17 protein-coding genes and 1 tRNA gene are annotated in these 19,341 nt (G+C 63.9%); 8 read left to right on the plus strand and 10 right to left on the minus strand.

Annotated elements, in window-relative coordinates; translation table 11 throughout:
- Window positions 1–42 precede the first annotated feature (42 nt).
- From GVM20_RS03875 to GVM20_RS03900, 6 genes are all read left to right on the plus strand, one after another.
- Window positions 43–3,612, plus strand: a complete 3,570-nt coding sequence (locus GVM20_RS03875) for a hydantoinase B/oxoprolinase family protein (RefSeq protein ID WP_166545988.1) — start codon at window positions 43–45, stop codon at window positions 3,610–3,612.
- Window positions 3,609–4,280: a DUF969 domain-containing protein gene (locus tag GVM20_RS03880; protein WP_166545989.1), complete on the plus strand. Its 672-nt coding sequence runs from the start codon at window positions 3,609–3,611 to the stop codon at window positions 4,278–4,280. Before GVM20_RS03875 ends, GVM20_RS03880 begins: the two co-directional genes overlap by 4 nt.
- On the plus strand, window positions 4,277–5,227 hold the full coding sequence (locus tag GVM20_RS03885) for a DUF979 domain-containing protein (protein ID WP_166545990.1): 951 nt from the start codon (window positions 4,277–4,279) through the stop codon (window positions 5,225–5,227). The genes GVM20_RS03880 and GVM20_RS03885 overlap by 4 nt, the downstream gene beginning before the upstream one ends.
- Entirely contained in the window at window positions 5,218–6,207 is a 990-nt protein-coding gene (locus GVM20_RS03890; RefSeq protein WP_166545991.1) for a DUF2891 domain-containing protein, read from the plus strand. Before GVM20_RS03885 ends, GVM20_RS03890 begins: the two co-directional genes overlap by 10 nt.
- A gap of 127 nt (window positions 6,208–6,334) precedes the next feature.
- A complete protein-coding gene (locus GVM20_RS03895) occupies window positions 6,335–7,810 on the plus strand; it encodes a WS/DGAT/MGAT family O-acyltransferase (protein ID WP_166545992.1) in 1,476 nt (491 codons plus the stop codon).
- 35 nt (window positions 7,811–7,845) lie between these two features.
- On the plus strand, window positions 7,846–8,643 hold the full coding sequence (locus GVM20_RS03900; RefSeq protein ID WP_166545993.1) for an alpha/beta fold hydrolase: 798 nt from the start codon (window positions 7,846–7,848) through the stop codon (window positions 8,641–8,643).
- A 137-nt stretch (window positions 8,644–8,780) separates the two neighbouring features.
- On the opposite strand, the gene GVM20_RS03905 is transcribed toward GVM20_RS03900, so the two are convergent.
- The 8 genes from GVM20_RS03905 to GVM20_RS03940 all read right to left on the minus strand — a co-directional run bounded on the left by GVM20_RS03905 (window position 8,781) and on the right by GVM20_RS03940 (window position 15,923).
- Window positions 8,781–9,098, minus strand: coding sequence for a ribonuclease HI (locus tag GVM20_RS03905; protein WP_234031832.1), 318 nt, complete (start codon window positions 9,096–9,098; stop codon window positions 8,781–8,783).
- A 228-nt stretch (window positions 9,099–9,326) separates the two neighbouring features.
- Window positions 9,327–9,704 carry a Rieske (2Fe-2S) protein gene (locus tag GVM20_RS03910; RefSeq protein ID WP_166545994.1) on the minus strand — a complete coding sequence of 126 codons (378 nt, stop codon included), beginning with the start codon at window positions 9,702–9,704 and terminating at the stop codon, window positions 9,327–9,329.
- Window positions 9,697–10,368, minus strand: coding sequence for a glutathione S-transferase family protein (locus GVM20_RS03915; RefSeq protein WP_166545995.1), 672 nt, complete (start codon window positions 10,366–10,368; stop codon window positions 9,697–9,699). Before GVM20_RS03915 ends, GVM20_RS03910 begins: the two co-directional genes overlap by 8 nt.
- 15 nt (window positions 10,369–10,383) lie before the next feature.
- Window positions 10,384–11,130 (minus strand): SDR family NAD(P)-dependent oxidoreductase, encoded by a 747-nt coding sequence (locus GVM20_RS03920; RefSeq protein WP_353653098.1) that lies wholly within the window; start codon window positions 11,128–11,130, stop codon window positions 10,384–10,386.
- Window positions 11,127–11,657 carry a VOC family protein gene (locus GVM20_RS03925; protein ID WP_166545997.1) on the minus strand — a complete coding sequence of 177 codons (531 nt, stop codon included), beginning with the start codon at window positions 11,655–11,657 and terminating at the stop codon, window positions 11,127–11,129. The genes GVM20_RS03920 and GVM20_RS03925 overlap by 4 nt, the downstream gene beginning before the upstream one ends.
- Window positions 11,654–12,445, minus strand: a complete 792-nt coding sequence (locus GVM20_RS03930; RefSeq protein WP_166545998.1) for a ThuA domain-containing protein — start codon at window positions 12,443–12,445, stop codon at window positions 11,654–11,656. Before GVM20_RS03930 ends, GVM20_RS03925 begins: the two co-directional genes overlap by 4 nt.
- A 17-nt stretch (window positions 12,446–12,462) precedes the next feature.
- Window positions 12,463–13,833 carry an aromatic ring-hydroxylating oxygenase subunit alpha gene (locus tag GVM20_RS03935; protein ID WP_166545999.1) on the minus strand — a complete coding sequence of 457 codons (1,371 nt, stop codon included), beginning with the start codon at window positions 13,831–13,833 and terminating at the stop codon, window positions 12,463–12,465.
- A 17-nt stretch (window positions 13,834–13,850) separates the two neighbouring features.
- The gene (locus GVM20_RS03940) at window positions 13,851–15,923 is read right to left on the minus strand and encodes a TonB-dependent receptor (RefSeq protein WP_166546000.1); all 2,073 of its coding nucleotides are present in this window, start codon (window positions 15,921–15,923) and stop codon (window positions 13,851–13,853) included.
- Window positions 15,924–16,119: 196 nt separating this feature from the next.
- Between GVM20_RS03940 and GVM20_RS03945 the strand changes: the two genes are divergently transcribed.
- Entirely contained in the window at window positions 16,120–16,893 is a 774-nt protein-coding gene (locus GVM20_RS03945) for a TetR family transcriptional regulator (RefSeq protein WP_166546001.1), read from the plus strand.
- Window positions 16,894–17,071: 178 nt separating this feature from the next.
- On the opposite strand, the gene GVM20_RS03950 is transcribed toward GVM20_RS03945, so the two are convergent.
- Window positions 17,072–17,158, minus strand: a tRNA-Leu gene (locus tag GVM20_RS03950).
- Window positions 17,159–17,419: 261 nt separating this feature from the next.
- Between GVM20_RS03950 and GVM20_RS03955 the strand changes: the two genes are divergently transcribed.
- Window positions 17,420–18,385: a complex I NDUFA9 subunit family protein gene (locus GVM20_RS03955; RefSeq protein ID WP_166546002.1), complete on the plus strand. Its 966-nt coding sequence runs from the start codon at window positions 17,420–17,422 to the stop codon at window positions 18,383–18,385.
- Between the two features lie 55 nt (window positions 18,386–18,440).
- Here the strand turns inward: GVM20_RS03955 and GVM20_RS03960 are convergent, their stop codons facing one another.
- Window positions 18,441–19,322 (minus strand): dienelactone hydrolase family protein, encoded by an 882-nt coding sequence (locus GVM20_RS03960; RefSeq protein ID WP_166546003.1) that lies wholly within the window; start codon window positions 19,320–19,322, stop codon window positions 18,441–18,443.
- Between the last annotated feature and the right edge of the window lie 19 nt (window positions 19,323–19,341).

The following is a 19,341-nucleotide window of genomic DNA, read 5'->3' on the forward strand; positions in this document are numbered from 1 at the left end:
CCGCAGTTGCTTTGTCGTGAGCGCTGGACAACACAGCGATGCATGAATCTGGCACAACCCCCAGCATGGCGCTTCGCCGTTGATCGTGGCGGCACCTTTACCGATGTGGTTGCCACCACGCCCGATGGGCGGCTGGTGACCGCAAAGCTGCTGTCGGAAAATCCGGGCCACTATGCCGACGCCGCGAGCGAGGCGGTGCGGCGGTTGATGGCGCGTTATGGCGAGGCGGCGATTGCCGAGCTTCGGATCGGCACCACGGTCGCCACCAACGCGCTGCTGGAGCGAAAGGGCGAGCGGCTGGCGCTGGCGATCACGAAGGGCTTTGCCGACGCGCTGCGGATCGGCACGCAGGCGCGGCCCCACATCTTCGCGCGCCACATCGTGCTGCCCGAGCAGCTCCCCGCCAAGGTCGTGGAGATCGACGAGCGCGTGGCGGTCGATGGCACCGTGCTGCGCCCGCTGGACGAAGCGGCGGCGCGCGCATCCTTCGCACAACTGCGCGCGGAGGGCTTCGATGCGATCGCCATTGTGCTGATGCACGGCTGGCAGCACCGTGCGCACGAGGCCCGGCTGGCTGAGATTGCTCGCGCAATCGGCTTTGCGCAGGTCAGCGTCAGCCACGAGGTCGCACCGCTGATCCGGCTGATCCCGCGCGGAGATACTACGGTGGTCGATGCCTATCTCTCGCCCGTGCTGCGGCGCTACACCGATGCGCTGGCGGCGAGCCTGCCTGCGGCTGGGGCGCTCCGGTTCATGCAATCGAACGGCGGGCTTGCCGAGGTTGGCGCATTTCGGGGGAAGGATGCGATCCTGTCCGGCCCGGCGGGCGGCGTGGTCGGAATGGTCGCGGCCTGTGCGCCAATCGGCCATACGCGGCTGATCGGCTTCGACATGGGCGGCACCAGCACCGATGTCGCGCATTACGCGGGCGAGGTGGAGCTGACCGGCGACAGCGTGGTCGCGGGCGTCAGGGTGGCCGCGCCGATGATGCAGATCCATACGGTCGCGGCCGGTGGCGGTTCGATCTGCCGCTTTGATGGCGCGCGCTTCCGCGTCGGCCCCGAGAGCGCGGGCGCAGACCCCGGCCCTGCCTGCTACCGCAAGGGCGGGCCGCTGACGGTCACTGACTGCAACCTGTTCCTCGGGCGGATCGACCCCGCCTTTTTCCCCGCGGTGTTCGGCCCGGGCGGCGATGAACCGCTCGACCCTGAGGCCGCCCGCTCAAGGCTGGAGGAGGTCGCCGCCACGCTGCCCGAACCCACTTCGCCGGAGGCTATTGCCGAGGGTTTCCTCGCCATCGCGGTTCACAACATGGCTGGCGCGATCCGCAAGATCTCGGTCGCGCGCGGGCATGATGTGACGACCTATGCACTCGCCTGCTTCGGCGGGGCGGGCGGGCAGCATGCCTGCCGCGTGGCTGACGCGTTGGGGATGGAGACGGTGCTGGTCCACCCGCTCGCCGGGATGCTGTCAGCCTATGGGATCGGTCTGGCGCCGGTGAAAGCGATCCGCGAGATCAGCCTGATGCGGCCCTTGGGCGAGAGCTTTGCGGAGGAACTGGCCGCGCTTGAGGCAGAGGCACGGCACGCGCTGCTGGATCAGGGTATCGCCGCCGCGGCGATAATCACGGAGCCCCGCGCACGCCTGCGCTTTGCCGGGAGCGACAGCCTGCTCGCAATCCCCTGCGAGGCCCCTGCGCAGATGGATGCCGCCTTCCGCCAGCTCCACCGCCAGCGCTTCGGCTATTCCGACGCGGATGGCACGATCATCGTCGAGGCGCTGAGTGTCGAGGCGCTGGGGCAGGCGGGCGGGCTGGCCGCTGCTTCCGGCATCCCCGAAACCACCGCCGCCACAGCGCCGCTGCGGCCCGGAGACTGGCCGGTCATGGCCCGCACCGCCTTGGCGGCAGGCGAGGTCGCGCAAGGCCCGCTGCTGATCATCGACCCCGGTTCGACCACAGTGGTGGAGGAGGGCTGGCAGGCGCAGCTGGCGCACGAGGGCAGCCTGATCCTCACCCGCAGCGTCCCGCTCACCCGCACCCGCGCCGCCGGGACTGCGGCCGATCCGGTGCGGCTCGAAATCTTCAACAACCTCTTCATGGCGATCGCCGAGGAAATGGGCGTGGTGCTGCAATCGACCGCGACCTCGGTGAACATCAAGGAACGGCTCGATTTCTCCTGCGCGCTATTCGACGCTGGGGGCGCGCTGATCGCCAATGCGCCGCATATCCCGGTGCATCTGGGGAGCATGGGCGATTCCATCGCGCGGGTGATCGAGGCCCGAGGCGCAGCGCGGGATGGTCGCGGGTTCCAGCGCGGGGATGCCTATGTGCTCAACGATCCCTATCGCGGCGGCACGCACCTGCCTGACATCACGGTGATCGTGCCGGTGTTCTACTGCGAGGACGGGGCGGAACCTGACGCCTTCGTCGCCGCGCGAGGCCACCATGCGGACATCGGCGGCATCGCGCCCGGCTCCATGCCGCCCGAAAGCCGCACCATCGCCGAAGAGGGCGTGCTGATCGACAATCTGCTGATGGTGGACGCAGGCCGCTTTCAGGAGGCCGAACTGCGCCGCATTCTGGCCGCAGCGGAATATCCCGCACGCAACCCGGACCGCAACCTCTCCGATCTGCGCGCGCAGCTTGCGGCCTGCACGCGCGGGGCCGAATTGCTGGCGGCTGCGGCGCGCGAGCATGGGGCCGATGTGCTGGCCGCTTACATGGACCACGTCCTCGGCAATGCCGAGGAAAGCGTGCGCCGCTTGCTGGGCGGGCTTGAGGACGGGGCGTTCGCCTATCCGATGGACAATGGCGCGGTGGTGAAGGTCGCGATCCGCATCGACCGCGCGGCGCGATCAGCCGTGTTCGACTTCACCGGGACGAGCGCGCAGCTCCCCGATAACTTCAACGCCCCGCGCTCCATCACCCGCGCCGCCGCGCTCTATGTGCTCCGCACGCTGATCGACGACGCGATCCCGATGAATGACGGGTGCCTGCGCCCGGTGACGCTGATCGTGCCCGAAGGCTCGATGCTGAACCCGCGCCCGGGTGCGGCGGTGGTGGCGGGGAATGTCGAGACCAGCCAAGTGGTCACCGACGCGCTGTTCGCCGCCACGGGCCGCCTCGCGCCGAGCCAGGGGACGATGAACAACTTCACCTTCGGCAACGAAGCGCACCAGTATTACGAGACGATCTGCGGCGGTTCGGGCGCGGGGCCGGACCATCCCGGCACCAGTGCGGTGCAGACCCACATGACCAATTCGCGCCTGACCGATCCCGAAATCCTCGAAACGCGGCTGCCGGTGCGGCTAGAGGAATTCGCGATCCGGCGTGGGTCGGGCGGGGCAGGGCGGCATCGCGGCGGCGACGGGGTGGTGCGGCGTCTGACCTTCCTTGAGCCGATGCGCGCCAACATGCTGGCCAACCGCCGCAAGGTCGCACCGCGCGGGCTGGCGGGCGGAGGCGATGCGCTCCCCGGACAGAACTGGGTCGAGCGCGCTGACGGCAGCATCGAAAGTCTCGGTGCCACCGGCTCGGCGGAAATGCAGCCGGGCGACAGTTTCGTGATCCTGACGCCCGGTGGCGGCGGCTTTGGAGGGGCAGAGGAATGAACTACTGGCCGCTGGCGGGCATCGCCATCGTCGTTCTGGGCTTTGCGCTGCGCTTCAACCCGCTGCTGGTGGTGGTCAGCGCCGCGCTCGCAACCGGCGTGCTGGCGGGGCTCGATCCCGTCGCGGTTGTCGAGGCGCTGGGCAAGGCCTTCAACGACAACCGCTATATCTCGGTCACGTGGATCATCCTGCCAGTGATCGGGTTGCTCGAACGCTACGGGTTGCAGCAACGCGCCCGCGCGGTGATCGAGGGGATGCGCGGGGCGACCATGGGCAAGCTGCTGGTGGCCTACCTCGCCTTCCGCCAGCTCGCTTCGGCATTGGGCATGAAGGACATCGGCGGGCACCCGCAGGCGGTGCGCCCGCTGGTCGCGCCGATGGCCGAGGCGGCGGCGGTCAAGACCCACGGCGACCTCACCGAAGACGCCCGCGACGAGGTGAAAGCCATGGCCGCCGCGACCGACAATGTCGGGCTGTTCTTCGGCGAGGACATCTTCTTCGCGATTGCCTCGATCCTGCTGATCCAGGGCGTGTTCGAGGCGGCGGGCTATCCGCTGACGCCCTTGCAACTCTCGGTCTGGGCGATCCCCACCGCAATTTGCGCCTTCGTGATCCACGCGGGCCGCATCCTCGCCTTTGACCGGCGGTTGGGGAGGGCGGCGAGGTGATCACTTACGAGTGGCTCTATGTGCTGGCAGGCGCGGGTTTTGCGGTGTGGGCGGCGCTTTCCGCCAAGGACGGGCGCTGGGGCAATGCCGCCTTCTGGGCGCTGCTTTCTGCGAGCTTCTTGCTCGGCAGCCATCTCTCCGATCTTGCCAACGGCGTGCTGGTGCTGGCGCTCGTGGCCATTGCCGGGCTCGGCGGCCTCAAGCGCAGCGATCCGCCGACCACCTCGCCGCAGGAACGCGAGGCTCATGCCGCGCGACTTGGCAACCGGCTGTTTCTTCCTGCGCTGGTGGTGCCGCTGACGGCGGTCGCAGGCACGCTGCTCTACAACTACACCCCGCTGGGTGAGACCGGGGTGTTCGAGGCGCGGCGCGAGACGCTGATCCTGTTCGGTATCGGCGTCGTCGCCGCGTTGGTGGGAGCGATGGTGTGGCTGCGACCGCCGCTCATGGCCCCGGCTGAGGAAGGCCGACGGCTGCTCGATTCCATCGGCTGGGCGGCGATCCTGCCGCAGATGCTAGCAGCGCTCGGCGCGGTGTTCGCGCTCGCCGGGGTGGGCGAGATCATTGGCGGGATCGCGGGCGGCATCATTCCTGAGGGCAGCGTGTTCCTGACCGTGGTGGTCTTTGCGCTCGGCATGGCGGGCTTCACCATGATCATGGGCAACGCCTTTGCCGCCTTCCCGGTCATGGCCGCCGCGATCGGCATTCCGCTGCTGATCGGGCAATATGGCGGCAACCCGGCGGTGATCGGCGCGGTGGGGATGCTGGCCGGGTTCTGCGGCACGCTGCTCACACCTATGGCGGCGAACTTCAACATCGTGCCCGCCGCGCTGCTCGAACTGAAGGACCAGAACGCCGTCATCCGCCAGCAGGTCGGCACCGCCGTGCCGCTGCTCCTGTGCAATATCGTGATCATCTATGTGGGGGCGTTCTGGCTGTGGCGCTGACCGAGGACACCGCCCGCCGTTTCGCCCGCGTGGCGCTGGGCCATGTGGCGCGGGCCTTCCCTTACAAGGACGATCATGTCTTCACCGGGCCGGACGACCTGCGCCTGCCGCAAGCGGCCCATCCGGTGTTCTTCGGCAGCTTCGACTGGCATTCCTGCGTCCACGGGTGGTGGACGCTGCTGACTGTGCGGCGGCTTTATCCCGATATGCCCGAGGCTACTGCCATCGAGGCGTTGGCAGACACTACTTTCACCGCGGAGAAACTGGCGGCGGAACTTGCCTATCTGGACCGTCCGGCATCGCGCGGGTTCGAGCGCCCCTATGGCTGGGGCTGGCTGATATATCTCCATCATGAAGCCGCGCGGCATGAGGGCCACCATTGGGGCGCGCGGCTTGAGCCTTTGGCGCGCGCTATTGCAGCACGGTTTCGCGATTATCTCGCCATTCTCACCTATCCGATCACCGTCGGCACGCACTTCAACACCGCCTTCGCGCTGGTGCTTGCGCGGCGTTGGGCGACCGGGCGCGATCCCGAACTGGTCATGCTGATTGACGACTGGGCGGAGCGCGCCTTCGGCCATCGCCGCGATTATGCGGGGTGGGAGCCGGGGGGTGACGAATTCCTCTCCCCCGTCCTCACCGCCGCGCTGCTGATGGCGGAAGTCCGCCCGCATCTCGCCTTTGCTCCGTGGTTCGACGCGCTGGTGGTCACCAATGGCTGGCTGGCGCGCGAATGCCGCCCGGTCACTGTCTCCGACCGAAGCGACGGCAAGATCGCGCATCTCGACGGGCTCAACCTCAGCCGCGCCTGGTGCCTCACGGCGATTGCCGCTCGGCTGGGGGGAGAGGCGGAGCGCGCGGCGCTCCATCAGCTGGCCGACCAGCACCTTGCCGCCGCGCTCCCCCATGTCGAGGGCGACTACATGGGCGAACACTGGCTCGCGAGCTTTGCCTTGCTCGCGCTGCTGCCCGGTGGGTGACGCCCGTAGCGGAAGGTCTTAACGGGGGCGGCAAGTTGACCGCTGCCTGCCGTCTGTTAGCCTCTCTCTCACAAGCCCCGCCATAAGGGGGCAACAGGGGGAGAGGGCCTTGCGACAATTGCAGGGGATGGATGCGTCCTTCGTCGCGCTGGAAACGCGCAATTCGCCGATGCATATCGGTTCGATCCTGGTCTACAATCCGGAGACCGCGCCCGGCAGCTTCGTGCGCTTCAAGGATATCCTGCAATTCATCGGCGCGCGTGCGCAGCTGAGCCGCACGATGCGCCAGCGGCTGGTGCGGGTGCCGTTCGATCTCGATTACCCCTACTGGGTCGAGGACCCGGACTTCGATCTCGAATATCACGTACGCCATGTTGCGCTGCCGAGGCCCGGCGACTGGCGGCAGCTGTGCATCCAGGCCGCGCGGATTTTTGCCCGGCCGCTCGATCTCGACCGGCCGCCGTGGGAATTCACCGTGATCGAGGGGCTCGACAATGTCCCCGGCGTCACGCCCGGCAGTTTCGCGATGGTGACCAAGGTCCACCATGCCGCGATTGACGGGATGAGCGGGATCGATCTGATGGAGGCGCTCCACACCCTGCGCCCCGGCGATCCGCCCCCCAACAAGGCCGATACCTGGAAGCCCGAGCGCATCCCGAACCCCATCGAACTGCTCGGCAAAAGCTACTTCAACGCCGTCACCAACCCATGGAAGCAGCTGGAGGTCGCCGCCAAGGCCGCGCCGGGGCTGGCCAAGGCGATCAAGGGACTGGTGGTCAAGGACTTCACCGTCAGCGCCGACATGCTCGCCCCCAAGTCACGCTTCAACCGCAAGATCAGCCCACACCGGGTGGTCGAGGGGCGCAGCTTCAAGCTCGCCGATATCAAGGCGATCCGCGCGCTGGCCGAAGGCGCGAAGGTCAATGACGTGTTCCTCGCGATCATCGGCGGGGCGATGCGCAAATATCTGCTCGCCAAGGACGATCTGCCCAAGAAGACCCTGACCGCGATGGCCCCGATCTCGGTCCGTTCGGGCGGCGAAAAGGGCGATATGGGCAATCAGGTCGCCGCGATGATCGCGCCGCTCGGCACGCATATCGCAGACCCGGCTGAGCGCCTCGCCTTCGTCTTCTCGCAGACCGCCAACTCCAAGGCGATGTCGGACGCCATCGGCGCGCGCAACATGACCGAGATGAGCAAGGTCTCGCCCGCTCTGTTCATGGCGCTGGGCGCGCAGCTTTATACCCGCCTCGGCCTCGCCAATCGCGGCGTGGCGCCGCCGTTCACCACGGTGGTGACCAATGTGCCCGGCCCGCCAGTGCCGATCCACTTTGCCGGCGCGCGGCTCGAAAGCATGATGGGCCTGCTGTGCCTCACCGACGGTCTCGGCCTCGGTCATGTGGTGCAATCCTATTGCGACGAGGCGACCATCGCCTTCACTGCTGACCGCGAGCTGCTGCCCGATCCCGATTTTTACGTGAAATGCATCGAGGATAGTTTTGCCGAGCTGCTGGCTGCTACACAGCAAGCGAAAGCCGCTCCGAAACCGGAAGCAGCCCCCGCCAAGCGCAAGCGCGCCGCAGGCAAGGCCAAGCGGGCATGACTGGCCGAAAGTCCCGAACAGCGAAGGAAAACACTATGACCGCAACAGCATCGGCCGGCGCACAATTCGCCCCTCGGCCGCGCCCGCCGAGCCGGATCTGGACCTTCATCGAAGGCCGCGCCGTGTTCGAGCTCGGTGCCTTCTACATGACCCGCCCGCTCCTGTCGCACCTGCCCAAGGGGGATGGGCACGCGGTGCAGGTTCTGCCGGGCTTCATGGCGTCCAATTCCTCGACCGTGCCGATGCGGCGCCTGCTCAAGGGGCTGGGCTATGACGCCCACGGCTGGGACAGCGGGCGCAATGTCCGGGTCGACAATGCGCTGATCACGCGGCTGGAGAACCAGCTCAAGCGGCTGAATGACGACAGCGGGCGCAAGGTGTCTCTGGTCGGGTGGAGCCTTGGCGGGGTGCTGGCGCGCGAGCTTGCCAAGTTGCACCCTGATCGCGTGCGGCTGGTGATCAGCCTCGGCAGCCCGATTTCCGATGACCGCAATCACACCAGCGCCGCGCGATTGTTCGAGCTCCTGAACGGCAAGGACCCCGAACCGATGCGTGGCGGGCGCTTTCGCCGTCTTGATGAGGCGCCGCCGGTGCCGACCACGTCGATCCTCACCAAGACCGACGGGATCGTGCACTGGCGCGGATCGGTCCAGAAACCCACCCGCACGCCGAGCGAGAACATCGAAGTCCACGCCAGCCATTGCGGGCTCGGGGTCAACCCCAGCGTGATGATCGCGATTGCCGATCGCCTCGCCCAGCCCGAAAACGCCTGGACCCCGTTCGCGCCATCGCTGGCGGTCCAATGGATGTTTCCGAAGACAAGCCTGGATTAGGCCATCCTGACTGCCTGAAGGCTGAAAGCGGCAGAATTCTGCCACGCTTTCGCGACGTCATCGCCGTCCCAGACGCCTCATCGCAGGGTATTGCGTTTCGCGAGGGCAATACCTGCCAGATTTTGCTGACGAGGGGTTCAGATCAGACGTCTCGGTCGCCCGGCAGCCGCGCATTCCTCATATCTGGCGCGGTGGTCCGCGGCTGCCATCGAACGACACCGGAATAAACCACTTGCCTGCCGGATGACTTCCAACGAGTCGCCAACCAGATCAAATTCAGGTTCGCCCAGGGAATGCGCGAGTTGAAGGGCCAGCCGGAGGGCGAGCCATTCGGCGTCACTGTTCGTGCCGTATCCCAAATCGTCGTAGAAGTGGGTTACGCCGCGCGCGACAACGGCCGCCTCCATGGCGCCAGGATTGGGTCGGCAGCCGCCGTCGAAGTAAATCTTGAGCAATCTGCGCTGGGACACGCGACGTTACCTCGTGGCAGCCTTCTGAGATGGGCTGAAGGGTCAAATGCTTGCCGGTCCGACCGGCATCGTCGCCATGCGGAGACATCTGGCTAACTGCGCCATTGGCCGACCCATAAACAAGACAAAAAGAGGGATCTGATTGACCAGATCCCTCAAGGTATTCCGCGAATTGCGGGAGAGATGTCGCGGAAATATCAGGAAAGCATTTGCTTATTGGGAATCTTTGGGGATTTCATCAGGTGCAGGAGATCGTTGCGGCGGTGCCACCTCGATATAGCCATCGCGTTCGCGGATCGGCATTCTGAGAAGCGGGGCATAGCCTGCACCCACACATCGACCCGAGGTTATATCGAAGCGGGCCCCGTGAAGCGGACACATAAGGGCACCCCGCCTCAGCCGCCCCCCTGACAAGCGCGCCGATTGGTGGGGGCAGCAGTCATTGAATGCACTGAGCCCAGCCCCAGATCGCACGACAAGAACCTGCCATTCGCCTATGCGAGCTGTCAGCATCTTTTCATCGGCAAGTTCCGCCGACGCGCAGACTGTAGCCCAGTCCTGATCCCGATCCTGAATCACCGGATCAGCCATCCAGGCTACCCGGTACGCCGACCCATGCTGTCGGCCTTGCTTTCATCCTGTCGAAAAACCGCCGTAGCGCAGGTGCCTCGGGCGGTATGGGCTGATCATGGTTTTCGCCAAATTGCAGGAAGCAATAGAGGTAGATGTCGGCGAGCGTGAAACGGGATCCGCAAACCCAGCCGTCATCCGCAAACAGGCGGTCGAACCAGATCATTTTTTCGTGGGCGCGCCGTTTGAGCACGGCCGCTGCTTCCAGCGGGAGAACTGTCTTGGTGAAGACCCCTTCGAGGGCTTTGTCCTTTTCGAAGAATTCGCGCCCCTCCTCAGCCGAAAAGCCTTCGCCCATCGGCTCGGCGATCTTCTGTTCGATCCTGCGGACCCACATCCTTGTCTGAGCGCGTTCAACCGGCGTAGCGCCGATAAGCGGGGGGTTGGGGTGGAGCTCCTCTATGTACTCACAGATCGGAGTAATCTCGGTGATCGCTGTGCCGTCCTCGATCACGATCGCCGGAAGCTCTCCAAAGGGATTTACCTGCGACAGGAACGGCTCGCGGCGGTTCTCCCGGCTGAACAGATCGACAATGCGCCGTTCCATTGTGACGCCCTTCTCTTTCGCAAAGATCCAGACGATCCACGGGCTCGGAGCGAACAGGTCGAAATCATAGAAAATCATGAAGGCTCCTCAGGATCAGGCGGCGGTGAAGCCGTTGTCGATCACAAATTCACTGCCGTTTACGAAGGCGGCGGCGTCAGACAGCAGGAAGACAATCCCATCGACCACGGCTTTAACGGGAATGAAGGCGCCCGACGGCTGGAGGCTACGCATCTGATCTTCGATTTCTGCTGCACCGCCCAACTGCTGCACAATGTCCTGGACCATCGGTGTCTCGGTCATTGCCGGATGGACCGAGTTGACGCGTACGGACGAAGGGTAGGCAATTGCCTCCAGCGCAGCGGATTTCGTCAGCATCCTGACCGCCCCTTTGCTGGCGCAATAGGCACCGGCCCCGGCAGCACCGGCTATCCCTGCTGTTGACGAGATATTGACGATCGAACCCGTCCCGGCAGCGAGCATGACAGGCATGATATGCTTGAGGCCAAGGAAAGTCCCTTCGACATTGACCCGCATCACGAGTTGAAAATCTGCGAGGGTCATGCTGGTGATCGGCCCCATCCTGATAACGCCGGCGCAGTTGATCAGTCCGTCGATCCGGCCAAATTTCTGCAACACCTGTGCGGCGGCATCGCGCCATCCATCTTCACTTGCCACGTCGAACGAAAGCGCGAGACTTGCCGGGGCGCTCACAGGGCTGCGGTCAATTGCGACCACCTGCGCGCCGCAATCGTGGAGCCGGGCCAATGTGGCCGCGCCGATCCCGGATGCTGCGCCCGTGACCACATAAACTTTGCCGCTGTGCTCCGAATCTTTCATCATGCAGCGACCTCCTCGAAGGTGCGCACTGGCGCGCTGCTCCCGTCCCAGGAGCGGGCCAGACTTTCCGAAAGCTCGAAGAAGGCTTGTACGGATGGCGTGTCCGAAATCAGCTCAAGGCGCACGCCAAAGCGCTCCCGGCAGTCAAAGTAGCGAAGCTCGGCTGTGGCATCGATCTGCGCGGTCGTCACCATCGGCGCATCGAGGGCCGCACTGGCTGCATCAATATCACCGACCAGCAGACCGAAGTGGTGCAGCACAGATGTTTCGGTGGGTGGTGCATCACCATAGACATTGGGCCACGGGCCTTTGGCTTGGATCAACTCGATCATCATCGGTCCCGCCTGCGCAAAGGCGATATCGAGTATCTGATCCTGAGGCTCACCCAGATACGTCCAACCCTCAAAGCGTTGGCCGCGCATCACAACGAAGGGCCCCGCACTGGTGTGCGCCAGCCAATGCGCGACCGCCTCATCAAGATCACGCACAACGAAGCCCAGCTGGCGAATATTGCCCGGTGCGGTGATCATGGCCGACCGCTGTGCCGGGGAGCATCACACAGCCATGCGATGCTTCGCTCCAAAATGCCGAGATAGACCTCGTCTTCCCACGGGCCTGTCACCTTCGGCGCCTCGTCCATGAGCGGAACCATGTCATATTTGCCGCAGGCATGGCCCAGCGGAGAATAGAGCACAGCGCCTTCGCCGTGTTCCTTCACATAGAGCTGCGGGCGAGGTGGGTCATCGGGGACAAACTCCGTGACGTAGCCTGGTGTCGGGCCTTTGTAGCGCGCCGACAGAAGGGTTCGGATGTCACCGATGGGGATGGCGACATAGGGTTCGTCCGTGATGACGAAGTCTTTCATCCCGGCGGTAACGGGATGATCGTCATCCTCGACATGGACATGTATCTCTTGCGCAGCGAGATGCGTCACGAACCGGCTGCCCAAAAGCGCCATGAATGTCGGAGCGACGTGTTCGGGGGTCGATTTGACCAGGCCAGGAATCCGCACGCCGCTGGTGACGATTTCGGGACCATCAGTGAATTCGAGGTGGGCGTTCACCGCGTGAAGCGCCAACAGCCGCCCGCCATCCCGGACAAAAGCGTCAAGGGCCTGCGCCTGTTCTTCTGACGGCATCAAGTCACAGGTGTAGAGGATCACGCCGCAGCATTCATCGAGCCTTTCAAGCCCGCTGAAGTCCTCCGCGCAGCTCGCCCGCACGCGCTCATCCTGCATCATAAGCTGCAAGAGTTTGAACCGTGCCAGATCGAAATCGTGATACTTGCCGCCAGTGATGACGTGAATTCGGCGTCGCATGCTTGGTCGCCCTTCGCTCATCGGTCGCCGTGGCGCGGGAAATTGCCCATCAGGTAGCGGTCGATGGTCTGGTGAAAGTGCCGGATCCTCACCTCTTGGTCGCCCAGGATCATGCCCCGGAAGCCGCGCGAAGCCGTGCCTTGCTGCATGGTCGGCATATTCGTCCCATCTTGCTGCAGCACATTGGCAAGCACCGGATCGAACGTGCCGTCAAAGGCATCAGCATAGCGCGGCAGCTCGTCGTGCCGATACAGTCGATACTCGTAGTCAGGCCGCGGCTCACCGGGCGGGTCATGCCGCGTGATCAGGAAATCATAGTAGCAATAGGTGGGGTCGGTTTCGTGGGGCCGGTACCGGAAAACGATCGACATTTCCGGGGTCGAAGTGATCGTGGTGCCCGGGAAAAAGGTGTAATGATACTGATGCGCTAGCTGTTCGTCATTGAGCGCCTCGTAGGCGATATGGGATTTTCCCTCGAGCGCGCGCTTTTCCGCAATCACCGCAAGATGCGCTTTGTGAGCGGGGCCCTCATATCCCTCCGGCAAGCCTAGCATGGCCTTGCGGATCGGTGTGATTTCGTCGCGCTCGTGACGCAGTTCGCTGACTGTGTGATTGAAGTTCAGCATCCGGCTGTGGATGCCGAGCAGTTCGATCGGCACGTCGAAGCCTTCGGCAAAATCCAGGAATTCCGGATGCAGTGCTTCGAAATGGTAGCTTTCGTTGAAAGCATCGTGCGCGTGCTTCCAGTTTCCGGCCCACTCAAAGCTCTTGTAGTCGATGAGGTTGTAGCGCTCGAGCTGGAAGCTTTCGAGATGGCGCCCCGCTTCCCCCAGAAATTCGCGCAAGGGACCGGCGTTCTCGTCCATATTGAACCAGACCCAGCCACCCCAGGTATCGACCTTGAGCTGCGGGAGTGCGAGCTCCTCGACGGGAATGCCATCGCGGAATTGCGCAAACAGGTGTGGGTGCATGACCTGTTTCAGGCTTCCGTCGAGGTTCCATTCCCATCCATGGAACGGGCACTTGAAGCGATCGACAAAGCCTTCCCGCGTCTGGCACAGGATGTTGCCGCGATGCTGGCACACGTTGAAAAAGCCCCGGATGACCTCGTCCTGGCCCATCACAAAGAGCAGCGACTCTTTGCCCAGCGAGTGCACGCGAAAATCACCCGGCTCCTCGAGTTCGCTCACATGACAGCCGATGTTCCAGGTCCGCGTCCAGATCATGTCCCATTCGCGCTGCATGAACTCGCGCGAATGGAAGCGTTCGCCGTCGATGCGTTGCTGACCGATGTCGGCAATCGGCTTGCGCGGAAGAAAAGGGGTCGCCTTCCATTCCCGCGCTTCGGCGCTTGAGGCGTTGGTGAGGTCGTTTTCAATCTTGGCCATTTTCGCTTCCCGAAGGTTCAGAACCGCTTCTCGACAGAGATTCCGATGGTGCGCGGATAGGGGACCTGGTTTTGCCCGCCGGGCCGGGTGATCGGTCGCTGGGCGTTTCCGATGTTGTCGGAAAAGAGACCGATCTCGAGCCCGTTCTTCTCGACTGCAATGCGGGCGAAACCGAGGCCGAACCAGGGAGCGAAGACGCCGTTGAAGACGCTTTGCTGCTGAGAGCGATAGGAATAGCGGCCGCTCAGCATCAGGTCCCAGCCGTCACCAATTGTTCCGGCATAATTGCCCGAGAGGGTGAAGGTATGCTTCGACGTGCCGGGCAGCTGATTGCCTTCCGATAGCCATGGCAGGGCCGTACCAACCTCGGGAATCACATCGCGGATTTTGGTCGCGTTGATATTTCCGGAAGCCTGAAGCGAAAGGCCGGGAAGGGGTGTGCGCCAGGCCACCTCGGCATCGATCCCTTTGCCGCGCACATCGCCAACCGGCACCACAATCGACTGGAGCGTGGGCGACAGCTCGATTTGTGCGTCGTTCCAGTCGAAGATGTAAGCCGAGACCGCGACGTCGACGTCGCCCAGCCCCCACTTGATGCCTGCTTCATAGTTCCAGAGCGTGTCAGGCGGGGAGCTGTTCTCGAAGTTGGTCCCGAGCGCGCCGTTCGCGCCCGCAATGATCGAGCTCGAAGTGATCGCACCGGACCGGAAGCCCTTGGCGACTTCGCCGTAGATCATCAGATCGTCGTTGGGTTTGATCGATACGTTGAACCGCGGATTGAAGGTGTTGTTCTTGGCGCGGTCGATGCCGACCGTGGGTATTGTCAGATTGCCTTCGATAAAGGTGATCGAGCTGTTCTCGGTGAAGGTCCGCTCTTCCTCGAAATAGCGTCCCCCTGCGGTAAGATCGATGACACCGTCGGCGAGGCTGTACGTGAATTCTCCGTAGACAGCCCAGGCCTCACTTTCGAGGAGGTTGTCATTGAAGGTCGCAAGCCCTGTCTGTCCGGCCACAGGGAAATCGTCGAGATTGACGCTCTGTCCGCCCTTTGTCTCGCCGTTCTGGTAAAAGAGGCCCACGATCCACGTCAGCGGCCCGGAGCCATTGGATGAAAGGCGCAGATCCTCGTTGAAATTCTTGGTCCGTAGCGGCCAGAAACTGGCGAAATCGCCGATCCCCGGGATAAAGCCGCCATTGTTGACGATGACATTGTTGTCGATCCAGCCTGTGGTCGACAGCAGGGTCGCGAAGTCGAGATCATATGCGATGTCCGCAGTGAGAAGCGTGTAGCGCGAATCCGCAATGCCGAAGGTCTGATCGAGGATCGGCGGATCAGCAGTCGTGATCCGGTTGGAAAAGTCCTGCTTGGAGCGATTGTGCCACGCTGCCAGCTGGATCATCAGGCGTTCAGTCGGCTCCATCCGCAGCTTGACGCGCCCATTGAAGGAACTGGCGCCGTTCGCATTGTCTTCGCCGGTCGCGGCATTGTCGGCAAAGCCACCGATTTCGCGATAGGATACCACGGCGCGGAGTGCGACTTTGCCTTCCGAAATCGGGATATTGATCATGGCATCGCCGCTTCCACCAGGATCGCCGCCGTCGGTGATGTTGCCCGTCAGGCGCGCAGCGCCTTCGACCGCGTAAAGCTCGGGGTCGTTGGTCAGGACTTTGATTGTGCCGCCAAGCGAGCCAAGACCGTACAGGGTGCCTGAAGGCCCGCGCAGCACTTCGACACGTTGCAGGTCATAGAAGTCGGCCGCGGGCGCGTAGGGCCGGCCCGGCAGGGAGAAGGCGAAGTTATCGAGATAGAAGCCGATGGTCGGATCGCCGTCCGTCTCGGCTGCGGCAACGCCGCGGATCTGGAACACGTTTGAGCCGACAGAGATGGTCGAGCCGATCGTCGCACTTGGAACAAGTGCGATCACGTCATCGATCTGCTCGATCCCGAGAGCTTGAAGCCGCCCACCGCTGATGGCCTGAACGGCTTGCGGGACATCGCTGATCGCTTGTTCGCGGCGCTGCGCTGTGACCACGATCGCCCCCGCGTCCTCCGACTGCGCTTGATCATCCGTCGCTGCCTGCTGAGCCACAGCTGGGGCAGCGGACAGAACGACGGCGGATGCGAGTGAGGTCGCGGCACACAGACGCGCGATGCGTTGCATTGAAGACATCATGAATTTTCCTCCCCAGTGGCCACTTTTAAGCAGCTCTGCTTTTTTGTCTGCCTCGTCCTGCGAAGTGTCAAGCAGCGTTGCTTTATTTTAGCGCTTTTGACAGGACACATCGGTGGGGCTTGCAATCGCCGTCGAGATGGTTGCGATCAGCTTGAGCCGGATGATCTTTGCAAAGTACAAGAGCGCGATGAGCAACTCGATGACTGTCGATCCGAACCCAGTGCGCAAGGTGCGCTCGGGACGGGGTGTTCGCGGAAGTAGCGAAAGGCAGGCGGAGAAGGGTGAGCTTTTGCGCAGGGCTGCTTTGAACTCTGCGATCGAATGTCTGGCCGCCATGCCTTACTCTGAGGTTTCGACGACGCTCATAGCCGAACGGGCCAAGATTTCTCGCGGCGGCATGCAGTATTATTTCCCGACGCGACTCGACCTTTTGCGTTCGGTCGTGGCGCATCTGCATTCGCGCCGCCTCGAGATTTTCCGGAAAGACTTGCTGGCCATCCGTGACCACAGCGATCTGATTGGGACGATGATCGACCTTCACTGGCAGCATCTCAACGAACTGGAGTTCAAGGCCTATCAAGAGCTGGTATTGGCAGCGCGGTCAGAGCGGCAGTTGGCGGACCTGCTGATGTCCAGCTACCGCAGCTTTCTCGAAGAATGGCACAGCATCGCGCGTGAGCTGATCGGTTGGGATGCTGAAAACCCTGCCGCGGCGCGTGCGGGTAACGTTGCGCATTACCTCCTCGAAGGCATGGCCTACGGCCGACTTGGTGGGCAGCTCCGCGATGACGAGATCGACGAGATCAAGGAATTTGCCAAGCAGACCATGCGGGCCGCCTCTCGCGAAACCGAGACGGCCAGAATGGTGAATGATAGCGACACGTAACGAGAGAACTATCCAGCAGACCGTCTAGCTTTTCCGGATCGACTGTGGCGCCAAAGCAGGGTCTTCGCCTTCGGGGCACGGCCTGAAACAGCGTGAAACACGCGGCATCAAAATCCAGCCAAAAATGGCAGATTTCTGGGGTTTTTTCAAGGTCTTGATGCCACTCCCGCAGGAGTTTTGGTGCCCAGAAGAGGACTCGAACCTCCACGCCCTTGCGAGCGCCAGCACCTGAAGCTGGTGCGTCTACCAATTCCGCCATCTGGGCACGGTGCATCCGGTCATCGCTGCCGGAAGCTGGGTAGGCGCGGGCCATTAGCGGGGGGGTGGGGGTGCTGTCAATGCAAACCTTGCCCGCCGTGCTGGCGATGCCTGACCGGCGGCTTCGGCCTGCCGGAACGCACGCAAAGCGGCTTGGCCATTCCGGCGATTCCCGTCACCGGAACCCTTGCCTCGCCCGCTTCGTTGAAGCAAAGCGCGGCCAGCACAACGCCCTGCACTGTCTCAGGCCACGAAGAGCAACCAAACCATGCCTACCTCCTCCCCGCTTTCCGGCCAGCTGGTCACGATTTTCGGCGGCACCGGCTATATCGGCAATTATGTCGCGCAGGCGCTGCTCGCGCGCGGCGCCCGGGTCCGGCTCGCCAGCCGCGCACCCGGCAAGGCGCAGGATCTCAAACCGCTCGCCAATCTCGGCCAATTGCAGTTGATGCCCTGTGATATCACCCGCGAGGAGCATCTCGCCGCCGCGCTCGATGGGGCGAGCCATGTGGTCAACCTTGTCGGAGCATTCACCGGCGATCTCGAAAAGCTGATGGGTGAGGCGCCTGGCACCATCGCCCGGCTGGCGGCAGCGAACGGGGCCAAGGCCTTGGTCCAGATCAGCGCGATCGGCGCAGACGCCAATTCGCCCACCGCTTACGCGCGCGGCAAGGCGCTGGGCGAGCAACGCGTGCGCGCTGCATTCCCCACCGCCACGATCCTGCGACCCTCGATCGTGTTCGGCAAGGACGACAACTTCCTCAACCTGTTCGGCGGGATGATCGAGATGCTGCCGGTGCTCCCGGTGTTCGGGCCGGAGGCAAAATTGCAGCTGGTCTATGCCGATGACGTGGCCGAGGCGGTTGCGGTCGCGCTGGAACACCCCGAGCTGCACGGCGGCTACACCTATGAACTGGGCGGGCCGGAGCAGCTCAGCATGATGGAAATCCACGAGCGGATTGCCGAAGCCCAAGGGCGCAAGCGGACTTTCCTCGCCGTGCCCGATGGCCTCAGCGCGACCTTCGCTGCGTTGCCTGGCACGCCGATGAGCCGCGACCAGTGGGCGCTGCTCAAGCCCGGCAGCACGGTCGCGCCGGGTGCGCGCGGGTTTGCCGAGCTCGGGATCGAACCCAAGCCGCTTGGCCTGTTCCTCGACAAGTGGATGCTGCGTTACCGCAAGCATGGCCGGTTCGGCGCGGCCAATGAGCGCGCGAAGGTGCGCAAGGCCGGCTGAGGGCAGTAGCGGCAGCTGCGGGAGGCGTTACCCTCCCGCCTGCCGTCAAAAAGGCTCAGGCCAGCGCGGCGGCGTAAAGCGCCTTGAGGTCAGCCTCCCCGCGCGCGGCGGCGGTGGCGTCATAGGCCGGGCTGTCGGCCACCATCCAGCCGTGATCGCCCGGATAGACGGTCACCACCGCTCCGACCTTGGCTGCCTCGGCTGCTTCGGCGAAGGTGGTCTTGTCGGCGGGGGCTTCGGCGTCATCATCCTGCGCTACGGCGATCAGCAGGCTGGCATCGACCTTGTCGAGCAGCTTGTGCGGGCTCATGGGATTGTCAGGCCGCACCAGCCCGCCGCCGTGGAAGCTGGCTGCGGCCTTGATCCGCGCTGGCACTGCCGCCGCGCTCCAGATCGTGAACGGCCCGCCCATGCAATAGCCCTGCGTGCCGATTCCGTGCGCCTGATCGACGCCTTCCTGCCGGTCGAGCCAGTCAACGATGGCGGTGGCATCCCGCATGATCGCGGCGGCATCCAGTTTCTTGCGCCACGGGCCGACCTTCTGGAAGCCGCCGTCAGCGATGAAGGTGGCGAAATCGGCGAACTGTTCGCCGGTGACGTCACGGTAATAGGGGTTCACCACCAGCACGGCGTAGCCTGCCTGCGCCAGCTTGCGGGCGATATTGCGCTTCGCTTCTCGGATGCTGGCAATGTCGGGCCACAGGATGACCGCGGGGTGATTGCCGCTTTCGGGCTGGACGAAGAACCCGTCCAGCGTGCCATCGGCGGTGGCGAAATTGACTCCGCGCTCCTTGAGGCCGGGGAGCGGGTTTTGCGCTACGCTTTCGGCTTCACCCGAGGCGCAGGCGGCCAGCGCCGCAGCTCCGGTCAAAGCGCCGAACTGGCGGCGGCTGATGGTGGCTTTGGCCCATTCGGCCAGCTTGCTTTCTTCGCACATTGCATTCTCTCCTGCGGCC

Origin of the sequence: Porphyrobacter sp. SLTP, assembly GCF_009905735.1 — a bacterium.
Taxonomy (GTDB): domain Bacteria; phylum Pseudomonadota; class Alphaproteobacteria; order Sphingomonadales; family Sphingomonadaceae; genus Erythrobacter.

Excerpts from the sequence above, each read along its gene's own strand:
- GVM20_RS03915 (WP_166545995.1), bottom strand. The coding sequence starts at position 10,368 with ATGATTTTCTATGATTTCGACCTGTTCGCTCCGAGCCCGTGGATCGTC.
- GVM20_RS03960 (WP_166546003.1), bottom strand. The coding sequence starts at position 19,322 with ATGTGCGAAGAAAGCAAGCTGGCCGAATGGGCCAAAGCCACCATCAGC.
- GVM20_RS03930 (WP_166545998.1), bottom strand. The coding sequence starts at position 12,445 with ATGCGACGCCGAATTCACGTCATCACTGGCGGCAAGTATCACGATTTC.
- GVM20_RS03920 (WP_353653098.1), bottom strand. The coding sequence starts at position 11,130 with ATGATGAAAGATTCGGAGCACAGCGGCAAAGTTTATGTGGTCACGGGC.
- GVM20_RS03955 (WP_166546002.1), top strand. The coding sequence starts at position 17,420 with ATGCCTACCTCCTCCCCGCTTTCCGGCCAGCTGGTCACGATTTTCGGC.
- GVM20_RS03875 (WP_166545988.1), top strand. The coding sequence starts at position 43 with ATGAATCTGGCACAACCCCCAGCATGGCGCTTCGCCGTTGATCGTGGC.
- GVM20_RS03900 (WP_166545993.1), top strand. The coding sequence starts at position 7,846 with ATGACCGCAACAGCATCGGCCGGCGCACAATTCGCCCCTCGGCCGCGC.
- GVM20_RS03925 (WP_166545997.1), bottom strand. The coding sequence starts at position 11,657 with ATGATCACCGCACCGGGCAATATTCGCCAGCTGGGCTTCGTTGTGCGT.
- GVM20_RS03935 (WP_166545999.1), bottom strand. The coding sequence starts at position 13,833 with ATGGCCAAGATTGAAAACGACCTCACCAACGCCTCAAGCGCCGAAGCG.
- GVM20_RS03880 (WP_166545989.1), top strand. The coding sequence starts at position 3,609 with ATGAACTACTGGCCGCTGGCGGGCATCGCCATCGTCGTTCTGGGCTTT.
- GVM20_RS03910 (WP_166545994.1), bottom strand. The coding sequence starts at position 9,704 with ATGGCTGATCCGGTGATTCAGGATCGGGATCAGGACTGGGCTACAGTC.
- GVM20_RS03895 (WP_166545992.1), top strand. The coding sequence starts at position 6,335 with ATGGATGCGTCCTTCGTCGCGCTGGAAACGCGCAATTCGCCGATGCAT.